This is a genomic window from Ammoniphilus sp. CFH 90114, from assembly GCF_004123195.1.
In the GTDB taxonomy this organism is placed as follows: domain Bacteria; phylum Bacillota; class Bacilli; order Aneurinibacillales; family RAOX-1; genus YIM-78166.
In genome coordinates this window covers 1-11,611 of sequence record NZ_SDLI01000037.1, presented here as the reverse complement: position 1 = coordinate 11,611, position 11,611 = coordinate 1, and the positions used below count along the sequence as shown (strand labels likewise).

General features: G+C 41.6%; 9 protein-coding genes. 6 read left to right on the top strand and 3 right to left on the bottom strand.

Annotated features, from left to right (window positions below; translation table 11 throughout):
- The coding region (locus tag EIZ39_RS25955; protein ID WP_164985356.1) for an MFS transporter at positions 1–920 on the top strand (920 nt) is incomplete at its 5' end.
- A gap of 13 nt (positions 921–933) precedes the next feature.
- A complete protein-coding gene (locus EIZ39_RS25950) occupies positions 934–1,752 on the top strand; it encodes a fumarylacetoacetate hydrolase family protein (RefSeq protein WP_129204453.1) in 819 nt (272 codons plus the stop codon).
- 174 nt (positions 1,753–1,926) lie between these two features.
- Here the strand turns inward: EIZ39_RS25950 and EIZ39_RS25945 are convergent, their stop codons facing one another.
- From EIZ39_RS25945 to EIZ39_RS25935, 3 genes are all read right to left on the bottom strand, one after another.
- On the bottom strand, positions 1,927–3,306 hold the full coding sequence (locus EIZ39_RS25945) for a Na+/H+ antiporter NhaC family protein (protein ID WP_129204451.1): 1,380 nt from the start codon (positions 3,304–3,306) through the stop codon (positions 1,927–1,929).
- An 80-nt stretch (positions 3,307–3,386) separates the two neighbouring features.
- Positions 3,387–3,920: a helix-turn-helix domain-containing protein gene (locus tag EIZ39_RS25940; RefSeq protein ID WP_129204449.1), complete on the bottom strand. Its 534-nt coding sequence runs from the start codon at positions 3,918–3,920 to the stop codon at positions 3,387–3,389.
- 139 nt (positions 3,921–4,059) lie between these two features.
- Positions 4,060–5,322, bottom strand: a complete 1,263-nt coding sequence (locus EIZ39_RS25935; RefSeq protein ID WP_129204447.1) for a nitroreductase family protein — start codon at positions 5,320–5,322, stop codon at positions 4,060–4,062.
- Positions 5,323–6,180: 858 nt separating this feature from the next.
- Between EIZ39_RS25935 and EIZ39_RS25930 the strand changes: the two genes are divergently transcribed.
- The 4 genes from EIZ39_RS25930 (at position 6,181) to EIZ39_RS25910 (ending at position 11,160) form a co-directional block, all read left to right on the top strand.
- Positions 6,181–6,768, top strand: coding sequence for a Uma2 family endonuclease (locus EIZ39_RS25930; protein ID WP_129204445.1), 588 nt, complete (start codon positions 6,181–6,183; stop codon positions 6,766–6,768).
- A 685-nt stretch (positions 6,769–7,453) separates the two neighbouring features.
- Positions 7,454–8,146: a response regulator transcription factor gene (locus EIZ39_RS25920; protein WP_129204443.1), complete on the top strand. Its 693-nt coding sequence runs from the start codon at positions 7,454–7,456 to the stop codon at positions 8,144–8,146.
- Entirely contained in the window at positions 8,124–10,304 is a 2,181-nt protein-coding gene (locus EIZ39_RS25915) for a sensor histidine kinase (RefSeq protein WP_129204441.1), read from the top strand. The genes EIZ39_RS25920 and EIZ39_RS25915 overlap by 23 nt, the downstream gene beginning before the upstream one ends.
- Positions 10,305–10,554: 250 nt before the next feature.
- Positions 10,555–11,160, top strand: a complete 606-nt coding sequence (locus EIZ39_RS25910; RefSeq protein WP_129204439.1) for a hypothetical protein — start codon at positions 10,555–10,557, stop codon at positions 11,158–11,160.
- Positions 11,161–11,611: the final 451 nt, after the last annotated feature.

The following is an 11,611-nucleotide window of genomic DNA, read 5'->3' as shown; positions in this document are numbered from 1 at the left end:
GGATCAGTGATGACCACCCCTACTCTCTTTTTTCGACAATGAGTGCGCTATATGCTTCACAGATCATTGTGGGCATGTCCCATTTGGTCCTCGCCGTTTCATTACAGAATGTTCTTGGACATTCCTCCTCCAAAGAAGCACGGGATCACAATTTTAATGTTTTTAGTATGTTCGTCGCTATGGGAGCTTTTGTTGGTCCGATTATAGGCGGATATTTGGCGGAGCACCTGTCCTATGCTCTCGCTTTTTTGATTGCCGCTGTTTTAGGGGCAATTCCGATGGCCTTTTCCTTTTTCATCCCCGTAATACGTGTACAACAGGTTAAAGAGCAAGCAGCCTTAGGGAGCCCGTTGGCACTGCTGAAGCTGCCTTTGCTTCGTAAGGCGCTGGCTTCCAGTGCCCTAGTGCTCTATTCAAAAGATATTTTTGTAGCTTATTTCCCTTTACTTGGACAGCACTTTGGTTTAACCGCATCAGAGATTGGGTGGATTATTGCCATTCAAGGGTTGTCGATGATGGCCGTACGGCTGTTTCTAGCAAAGTTAACCCTTAAATATGGGCGCAACTTGGTCTTGCTTGCCTCCATTCTCATTGCTGGTATTTCATTTATTCTCGTTCCCTTTGCTGGACATGCCTATATATTTGGATTGTTGAGTTCGATAATGGGCATTGGCTTGGGGTGCGGACAACCGCTTTCGATGACAACCACCTACAACGCTTCCCCAAAAACGAGGACAGGAGAAGTCCTTGGGCTTCGGTTGGCTTCGAATCGACTCTCTCAATTAGTAGCACCTTTGATTTTTGGTGTGATTGGAAGCAGTGGAGGGCTGTTAACGGTGTTCTACATAAGCGGCGTATTCCTTATCGGGGGAGCATTTTTGACGAGATCTAAATCCATAGATGATGTGATTGTATCCTGATGAAGGAAATAACATGATAAGGGGAGTGGATGAATTGCAGGTACTGCAAAAAACACAGAAAATAGTTCGATATCAAAGCCAAGATGGTGAAACCTATTACGGGGTTGTAGAGGATGATATCATATTACAGTTATCGAGCGATTTTACCGATCTTATCAACAAAGAAATAATATATGACGGTGTAAAAGTAAAATATGATGATGTGAAAATCTTGGAGCCTGTGAAACCCTCTAAAGTGATTAATTTTGGCTGGACCTATGCAGCACATGCGAAGGAAACAGGAGGTAAGCCCAATCTAAAAGAACCTTTTTTGTTCTTAAAGCCTACCACTTCCCTTATTCCAAATGAAGGCAACATCATTCTTCCTCCGCGTGAGTTAACCAACCAGGTAGAATTAGAGGGGGAGGTAGCGCTTGTTATAGGGAAAGGCGGAAAAAATATTAAAGAAGAGGATGCCATGGATTATGTTTTTGGCTGCACGATATTTAATGATGTTACAGCAAGAGATCTAACAAAAAAAGATCCTCAGTTTACACGCGGCAAAGGATTTGACACGTTTGGGCCTCTGGGCCCGTGGATTGTGACCGGTGTCGACCCCACGAATTTACACATCGTAACCACTTTAAACGGGAAAGTCGTACAAGATGGTAATACGAACCAGATGTCCCTTTCTATACCTTTCCTTATCAGTTGGATTTCACAGGTCATGACCCTGGAGCCAGGTGATGTTTTGGCTACTGGATCCCCTTCCGGGAGTTGTCCAATAAAACCGGGAGATGTTGTCGTTGTTGAAGTAGAGCAGATTGGTAAGCTTTGCAATTATGTACAATAAAAACTCTTATAACGATGACTGATGAATATTGAGGTGTAGCTGTTATGGCCGCCCCTCTTTTTGTGTAGAAAAACGGGATATATTTGTAAAAACAACGAAGTTGCCTCTATTCCACCTAAAGTCGCCGGTACAAGTCTCATTTCCGCCGGTTCCATTGCATCGGGTTTTCCTTTTTCATCTGGATGAAATATGGGCATCCTGATTGGAGAATGAACTGGTTTTAGAGAGCCAATAGCTTATTATAATGGTGGTGATCGGTGAGATCCACAGCAAGAGAGCATAAGGTGCATACGCTAAAGTCGGTACTCCTAAAGCTGCAGTAGATAATATAGCCACCATATTCCACGGGATGATGCCTGAAGTTACAATAGCTGTATCAGAAATCACACGTCCCAAGTCTTCCCTTCCAAATCCCTCCTTACCCCAAGTGCCCGATAAGGAGCGACCGGCTACTAAGGCAGGGAATGCTTGGTTGCTGCCTATCAGAGCAAGCAATAGGGTTACCATGACAGTCCTGGCGGTGTAGTTGGTGATTGTCATTCCTCCTCTAAACAGCTGGTCGATTAAAGGTTGAAATAGCTGGGTTCTATCCAATAGTCCGTTCATTATACCGGCAAGGCAAATAAAAAGGATTAATTCGTACATTCGAAGGAGACCTCCACCTCTCAAGATAAGGGCCAATGTATCATGGGAAGAGGTATAGCCAAAGACCATGCTCTGCAAGAGCGCAAGAATATGAACCTGTTCGTAAAAAAGTGCAACAAGGATACCGGTTGCCACGCCAAACCCCAACGATTTCAAGGTGCTGTTTCTAAGAAAAATACTCCCGAACAACACGATCAATGGAGCAAAGGAAATAAAGGAAGAATGAAAATGGCTTGCCAGCAAAGTTTGATACAGGCTGTCAGTCTTAGGGATAACAGGGGATGCATTCATTCCCAAAACCGTATAAAAACAGATGCCAATCCCAACGAGCAGCAAGGAAGAGGGCACCATTTTGCGAAATAATTGAGTCGGGTGTGTATCCACTGAATTTGCAACGAGGTGAAACAAGGAAGACAGAGGGGACATCCGTTCCGCTACAAACGCTCCAGAGATCAACGCGCCGGCAACAAGGGGTACTGACACATTGGCCGATATTGCCACACTTATAATCACAACGCCCAAGGAGCCTAGGGTTCCAATGGAAGTGCCTAACAGAAAAGACACAGTTGCCGCCAGTAAAAAAGCGACAAGAACGATCCACTCCGGATTAATCCACTGCACCCCTATCTGTATCATAATAGGAATCGTCCCGCTGGAAATCCAGACAGGGATCAGCAAGGCTGTGAGCAATAAGATGAAAATGACGGGTCTGGTCCTTTTCATGCCAGCAAGGCTAGCCTCCCATATCTCTTTGGTGGACATGCCCCTCTTCAGCAATAACAGGATCATCAGACAAACAGCCACAAAGAACCCTATAAAGAGTGGAATTTGAAGAATGCCGGCCAATCCCACTCCTCCTACAATATATATGACCGATAGTGAGGCATCGCGCATGCTCTTATTAGTCACTAGAAATCTCCCCTTATACTCAATCTGTAACAACAAAACCCCCCGATTCTAGAATGAAGGGGAGGTCGTTTCTGTTGTTCTTACTTGTAGATAATCAAGAGGAATTGCGCCTCTCGTTCCGACTTATTGTAAAATCGGTGTGGGTTCTGAGAATTGAAGACAATGGAATCCCCTTCCTGAAGAAGGTGAGTAGAATCCTCAAATTCAACCGAAACTTCACCAGCCACAACAAAGCAGATCTCCTTGTCTTGATGGCTGACTTTTTGATTAGAAGTGTATTGCATTGGTTGGAGAGTGACCACCAAAGTCCGTAATTCTCTGTCTAACTCCGGAGGGTTAGCAAATTCATAAGTTGTTGTATGGTCAGGATAGATAAATTTTCTCCGTTCGCGTTTTCTTACAATTTGCTTCTCATGTTCTACCTCACTGAAAAAGGAGCCTACGGGAACGTGTAAGATTTCGGCCATTTTAAGCAAGGTTGAGATGGAAGGGCTAGAAACATTCCGTTCCACTTGACTAACGAGACTAGGAGAAAGCCCGCACAGTTTGGCCATTTCTCGTACCGAATAACCTTTGCTTTCTCGCAAATCCTTTACTTTTTTTCCAATATCCATACAAGATCTCCTTTTCCTTCCATAACGTCACCTTTTATAACTGTATGGGAGTGAACTTACGAGTATTTTAAGTTTATTTCCTGTCCCATTCAATACCAGCTGCCATTACATATAGAAAATAAAGACCTTGCAAGGAAACCTAATCAAATTTCACTAAAATCTCTGATAGAGGTTTCTTCGTGATATCAGGAACCTGACAGCCGTCAATCGGGTATCCGACGGGCAAAACGATAAAGGGCATTTCCTCCGTAGGGCGGCCCAAATAGTCACGCAAGAAAGCCATCGGACTTGGCGTATGGGTCAGAGTGCATAATCCAGCGTGGTGTAAGGCCCCCATCAGTATACCTACAGCCATGCTTGCTGTTTCAATATCATAGTTGTTTTTGCCTGGATCCTTTATATAGAAAGCTATAATTAGATGCGGGGCATCTGTCAGATGCGGCTTGCTTGCATTCGTTCCTAATGGTGCTAATGCTTCTCTCCACTCATCCGAGATTCTTTCCTCGTATAATTTTCTTTCCTCTATTTCCGCTAATTCTCTAATCATTTGTTTGCGTTCTGAATCACTGACAATAGCAAAACGGAAGGGCTGTAAACTGCCTGCCGAAGGAGTAGCCGCCGTGGCTCTCACTGCCTGGTAGAGAAGATTAATATCAGCGTCTTCTGTAGAGTAATGTCTGACATTCCTGCGTTTTTTCATACGCTCCAAAAATGATTCTACTGAAGACAAGGCCTGGGTCTCATCACCATGAGACATTCCAAGAGAATCTTCTTGAGCTGAGTAAAAATCATCTAGTGGAGATTCTCCAATAAGAATCTCTGATAAAGGCTTACGCGTATGCTCATTGTATTCCTTGGCATAGCCGACGGCAAACAAAAGGCAAGGCTTTTCATTTTTAGGGCGGCTGAGAATCGATTGCAAGGCTGCAAACACAGGATGAACGATGCAATCTAATCCAGCATGCTGCAGCGCAGCTATAAAGAAGCCGGAAGAAAGAGGCGTTGACTCCGGTACATAATAGTGCTTGATCCGTTTTACCGATCCATCTGGCTGCTTCTCCAATCCATAAGTCACCTTGAATAAGGCTACCAGGTATGGAGCTTGTTCTAAACATTCTTTGCTCTCACCGGTTTCTTGTTCAGCTGCTTCACGAATTGCCTTCTTGATATCTGGATTCTTAATAAGGACATACGTCCAAGGCTGCTGGTTTGCGCCTGAGGGCGCTCGGCCCGCTGTTTCAATCACTTTTTCCATCAATTTTTCGGATACTTCCCTGTCAGAAAAGGAGAGAACACCTTTACGCTGCTCCAATGTTTGTACATAGCTGTCCAAACGAGAATACTGTTGAGCAGGAGTCACTCTTTCGAAGTTCAGCGGTATATACCCAGTGCTAATGGCCATTTTTGTCTCCACCTCTCCCTAATATTATGAAAGATCTTAATAATTAGATTATACACATGTGCAGTGTGGGTGTACATTACTTTTTTATATTAAAACTTAGCGGAGACAAGAAATAGCCTGCTTAATAAATAAGCAGGCATTACAACCTTTGTTCACTTCGGGGATACCCCCTCAGGTAAGGGACTGACCCCTATCATAAGGTAAAGCGAAAGTATTTTGCCTATAGCAACGATTTAAGATGATTGTATTTAGGTATTTATCCTGTGGAACTTTGTTTGAGATTGAAACTTTAATTTTTTTCATTCGTAAATAGAATATATCTGTACTAATAATTTAGGGGGTGCAAGCAAATACATTTACTAAAAGGGCTTCAAACGAAATATTTTCTTCTATACAGCAAGTTCCAATCCATTATTCTTTCTATATTTGTTTTTGGGTTTGTTGATATCTTACTTTATTCAGATGCTGTAATGGCTTTAATAATAGTTCCAGAGTTAATTCCTTTAGTTGTTATTGGTATATTTTGTCTTGGTGTGTACAGATACATTAGATTTAAGGTAAAAAAAGAACCATTATTCAAATTAGGTAATTGAGATTGAAATAGCATTACAGATTGTATAAAGATAATTACAAACGACTGGTTTCTGAATAACCGGTGAGAGGGGATCGGCTGGCAATCAGTCGGTTTTTTTATTTTTATCTAGCCAGAGAAGTAGGGTGTTCACTTCGGGGATACCCCTTCAGGTAAGAAGCTGACCCCAACCAAAAAGCACGCCCCATTTGATAGCTTCCTACTTAAGTATATTTGTTTCGTTTAAATAAACCATGATAAAATGAAGTTATGAGGGGGGAGTATAAGTGGAGAGACTCAATGTAAATCAAAGGTATACGGTAGAAGAATTCCTTAAATTTGATTTGAAAGAAGGCCGCTATGAACTTCATGAAGGCTTTCCCATACTCATGTCCCCTGCTTCAGCCGATCATGAGGCCATTATTGCCTCAATAATTGGAGAATTGTCTTTAGCTTTAAAAGGAAGCCAGTGTACTGTTTTTGGCAGTAATCTGGCCTTGATTCCTTTTGGGTCTGAAGTTAAAAGTTGTGAGAAAGAAAAGTTCTTCCTTCCAGATATTTCAGTTATATGTGATCACAAAAAAATACAACAGGGAAAATGCTACGGCGCACCTGACTTAGTTGTTGAGGTATTATCTCCCTCCACGTCTAGAACAGATTTGGTAACGAAGTTACATGACTACGAACAAGCTGGGGTAAGGGAATATTGGATTGTTGACTCGTCTAATCAGTATATAGCGAAATACGTATTAACCCATTATAGTTTTGTAAGGGAAGATGTCTTTGATAGGGGGAGCGATTTTTCTTCGACGATTTTCTCCGAGATTAGGTTTGCGGTCAAAGATATATTTCGCTTTTATAACAACTTTAATTGAGCAGGAATAAAAAGTAAAATTTATGATCACGGACGATAGTACCCTATTAGAAATACTTGAAAGGTAAGTTCTTGCTTTACATTTTCTTTGTTGAAAAATGAAAAACCCCTGTCCAATGGTATTGGATAGGGGTTTATTGTTTTATCTTAGGGTTTCCACCAACTAAGTCTCCTTCTCCCATCCATGAATCGCGTGGGTCATGTCTGCGATCGAGAAGGTGAGAGCTTCCATCTTGCTTTCTACCCTTGTGAGTAGGTACCAGGAAACAAAGATAATGATCTGTTCCGATTGGGGAGAGGGGGATAGGGTTATATTGAACTTATCAGATGTAAGAAGTATGTAAAGCAACCAAATAGGTAGTAGTTTATGTGAAAGATTGAACATAGAGGTGGCAAAGTGCTCCTCATTAACGTAAGTTTCCTTTTCGATATTGCCCGCTTCGGAAATACCCCCTTAGGTAAGGGACTGACCCCAATCATAAGGTAAAGCACGAAAGGGCTTTGCCGAAAGCGACGGGATCGAACCTATGATCTCCTGCTTGTAAGGCAGGCGCTCATTCATACATCAAAAATATAATTTTTTCTTAAGGAAATCTTAAGATTTATGACGCCTATTTATTAAGATTCGTCCTATACCATTAGGTTCATATCAATCACGTTATACTTTGAAAGGAGGTTGAGAGAAAATGAATCAATATACTGTACTCGTTGTCGATGATGAAAAGGAAATTCGAGAGGCCATTGAAATTTATCTTAAGAATGATGGCATTACAGTGATCAAAGCCCAAGATGGAATCGAAGCGATTGAAAAACTAAAGGAGCATGATATTCATCTTATTATTTTAGACATTATGATGCCAAGACTAGATGGAATCAACACGACATTCAAAATCCGCGAGGAAAAAAATATTCCTATTATTATTTTGAGTGCCAAAAGTGAAGATACTGACAAAATCTTGGGTCTTCAAGTGGGTGCTGATGATTATGTCACCAAGCCGTTTAATCCGATGGAGCTCATCGCCAGGGTTAAATCTCAGTTAAGAAGGTATGTCAGATTAGGAACCTATGAAGGAACGGAAAAAGTCGTTGAGTTGAATGGACTAGCTTTAAATGAGGCTGCGAAGGAAGTAACGCTGCACGGAGATCCAGTAAAGCTAACACCCATTGAGTATAAGATTGTGGAACTGTTAATAAAAAATGCGGGACGCGTATTCTCGATTGATGAAATTTATGAGCGTGTATGGAAAGAACCCAACTATAATGCAGAGAATACGGTTGCCGTTCATATCCGAAAGATTCGTGAAAAAATTGAGATTGATCCTAAAAATCCAAAATATTTAAAGGTGGTATGGGGAATTGGATATAAAATGGAAAAATAGATGGCTCGTCATGGTTTGGCTTTTCCTTTTTTCTCATGGGATTAGTGGAATATCGATGGGATTATTTCATGGGGACAACTACATTAATAAGAACTATTTTGAGAGTGATAAATTTGAAAATCAGCTTCAGGAATTTATTGATGGATTAATTTTATTTGAATTAAATGATCTATCCAAGGAAGAAGCCAAAAAGCAAATCACCGTAACACATGAAGAGATTGAAGAACATCGATATCGTTATGGGAACTTAGAAGAACAGATTGCAAATATCAAAGCCCAATACGAAATAAAAATCGAAGAAGCACAAGCGTCTAAAAACCAAGCCCTTGCCGATGCTTATATCTCCGAGCGAGATGCAAAGATCGAAGACATTACCCATAACTTTCTAAATGATGAGCATGTTCGCTCCAAAGTGGTCAAAGAAAAAGAGCAGAAAATCGATGAGTATTATCGAGAAATCGAGTATCAACGCGCTGATTTTACCCAAGCTAAAGGTGTATTTCTCTATCATTTAACCAATACAGAAACCGGAAAAGTGTATACCAATACACACGATCAAGCCATCCATACTAAAGACATGCGCTATATCCGCACCTATCCATCCACCAAATATGGCTCTCTTTCCACAAACCTAGGCTCAACAGATCTTGATTCCATTATTGGAGAAAGACATGCAGCTGTATTTGAAGGGCAAATTGCCGTTCCTAAATCCGCACTCATACGATCTGTATTGCCTAGTTATTACGAATTTGAGAGCGAACAAACGGCTTTTTATATCTATTTATATAGTGGCTTGATTTCTTTAATAGGAAGTCTGGTTTTGTGGAAAAAAGCGACTGTCTTCTCTGCCATTTCCCTAGTCAAAGGTCAGTCTATATATAAGCGAATCCCGCTTGATATCGGTACCGGCTTGTTCGCAGGCACAGGTTTCATAACCCTTATCATGTTGGTCGATATCCGGCCCCACCGCTTCTATGGGTCTTTTTATGAAGGGATGACAGATTTGCTGTCCTACCTTTTAATCATTGTTTTTTTCATTGGCCTTACTCTACTTCAAGGGAAATATCTTCTAGCTCGACACAAAGATGCCTTGCATCTTAAAGCGGACTGGAAAAAGAGTGTATCCTACCGAACCATCTCTATGATAAAAAACGCTTTTCTCATCCGTCAAATAGGGACCCAGATCTTTCTATTGCTGATGATTGCATTTGCCTTTGGTGGAGGACTCATCATCGGCTTGATGGAGCCTGAACTTCTTATCCTCTATGCCATTGGGTTCCTCTTGGTGGGATTGCCTACACTGATTTGGCTTTTCAGAAGTGCTGGTTATTTAAACGAAATTATTGTGCATACCAACCATTTGGTGAGTGGAAAAGATGAACCTGATCTTCCCGTGAAAGGAAAATCTGCCTTGGCCACCCTTGCTCGCAATATTAATCAACTAAAGCTTGGCGTCAAATCATCTAAGAAGGAGCAGGCGAAAAGTGAACGATTAAAAACAGAACTGATAACCAATGTAAGCCATGACCTGCGTACCCCCTTAACATCCGTCATTACGTATACGGAGTTATTGAAAAATCCAGGATTGGCAGAGGTAGACCGCAATTCCTATATTGAAATCATTGACCGCAAGTCCAAACGTTTAAAGGTTCTTATCGATGATTTATTTGAAGCCACCAAAATGGCGAGTGGAAACGTTAATCTTGTAAAGGAAAAAGTAGATATTGTACAGTTATTGCAGCAAGCCCTTGCCGAATATAACGAACAAATAAAGGAGTCTACCCTCCAGTTTAGGGTCTCAACTCCAGATCCCCCCATATTTGTACAAGGTGATGGTCAAAAACTATGGAGAGTATTGGAAAACTTAATAGGAAATATCTTGAAGTATTCCTTAGAAAATACGAGAGTGTATATTACGGTCAAAATGGATGCTAATCAGGCCGTGCTTACGTTTAAAAATGTAACCAAGTACGAGCTAGGAGAAAATATCGAAGACCTGTTTGAAAGGTTCAAACGAGGCGATACTTCTCGTCAAACCGAGGGTTCAGGTCTTGGTTTGGCAATTGCCAAATCGATCATTGACCTTCATGATGGCAACTTGGATTTAGATATTGATGGGGATCTATTTAAGGTGACTGTGACATTGGAAACGAAATGAAAAAGGGAAACCCTGTCTCGTAAAATTTACCCTATAGAGTAGGCCCGTAAAGAGAAGTTAGTGTGCACACCTTAAAATAGACATTGGATAGGGGTTTGTTGTTTTATCTTAGGGTCTCCTAAGGTCCACGGATAAGTAGAGTAACAGAGGAGTAGCTTCCTACTATATCCACTATTCCCCTCCTGCAACTGCTGATACACAAGAAAAGGATTTCAATATGATGTATCAGAGAGCCACTGGAGGTGTTTAAATGGGGGTAATACCCAATAAAAACGTGAATCAAGGCTTACCCAATACACTTGATAACGCTTGGCCCGTTAAAGTGACGGATGGAGGCACAACGATCCTAGGGAGTCCAGGTAATCCGTTCCCAGTTTCAGGTAACGTGAACGTATCTGGGACAGTTGATGGAACAGTTGACGTTGGTAACCTACCGCTTCATACAGAAGAAGTGAGTGGAAATGTAAGCAGCAACGGCGTCTCGTCCATTATTACCAGTAATTCTCGTCAGGCAACCCCTTTACTTGAAAATGGAACTGCTATTAGTCAACCAGTACAAATCCCACCTGGACCTGTTACGGGGGTCGATATCTATTTCGATACCTCCACATTTGCAAGGGCCTACGTTTGGGTAAGAAAAGAGCAGATGGAAAACTTAACTGTTATTATTAGAAGTGAAATAACAAGTGGCTCTTTAAATCTTGAAGTCGGAGAAACATCCTTTTCTATTCCCAGTCTAAACATACAGCCCATCGTCACTCTCGTGGAGGCACGAGGCACTATTACTAGGGTACGTCTAGTAAATGACTCTACAGAATCCGTGACAGTAAACGTCGCACTGAAGGGAATCGGGTAAACCCGATAACTAATTCCATTTATTATGATAAGAAGTCCAAGTCCAAAGATAGAGAAAGGCGATTGTTCAGATGCAGTCGCCTTTTTGATTGCTCGCTTCGGCGATACCCCCTTAGGTAAGGGACTGACCCCATTCATAAGGAAAAGCGCGAAAGTGCTTTGCCGATAGCGATTAGTTAGAAGGCATTGCCCTATGGCGCCTAGGACTGATTCATCCCGCAGAGTGGGAAGTGTTAAAAAAACATATCATCAAATAAAATGATTCGCGTTTAAGGCCACTGTTGAAAATACAGTGGGTTTTTCTCGTTGTAGGTTCCTCACTTTTCGAACTGCTTTCCAAGTTGAATCCAGCGGGTAGTCTAGGATGATTTACATAGATTTGTCCAGCTTTCTGCCTGGGTGTCGAATGGCTGAAGCAGCGTCCGCGACTAATCTCCTCTATTTATAACTAT

Bases quoted from the DNA above. Each gene is read 5' to 3' on its own strand.
- EIZ39_RS25950 (WP_129204453.1), top strand. From the start codon at position 934: ATGATAAGGGGAGTGGATGAATTGCAGGTACTGCAAAAAACACAGAAA.
- EIZ39_RS25940 (WP_129204449.1), bottom strand. From the start codon at position 3,920: ATGGATATTGGAAAAAAAGTAAAGGATTTGCGAGAAAGCAAAGGTTAT.
- EIZ39_RS25935 (WP_129204447.1), bottom strand. From the start codon at position 5,322: ATGGCCATTAGCACTGGGTATATACCGCTGAACTTCGAAAGAGTGACT.
- EIZ39_RS25920 (WP_129204443.1), top strand. From the start codon at position 7,454: ATGAATCAATATACTGTACTCGTTGTCGATGATGAAAAGGAAATTCGA.
- EIZ39_RS25910 (WP_129204439.1), top strand. From the start codon at position 10,555: ATGGGGGTAATACCCAATAAAAACGTGAATCAAGGCTTACCCAATACA.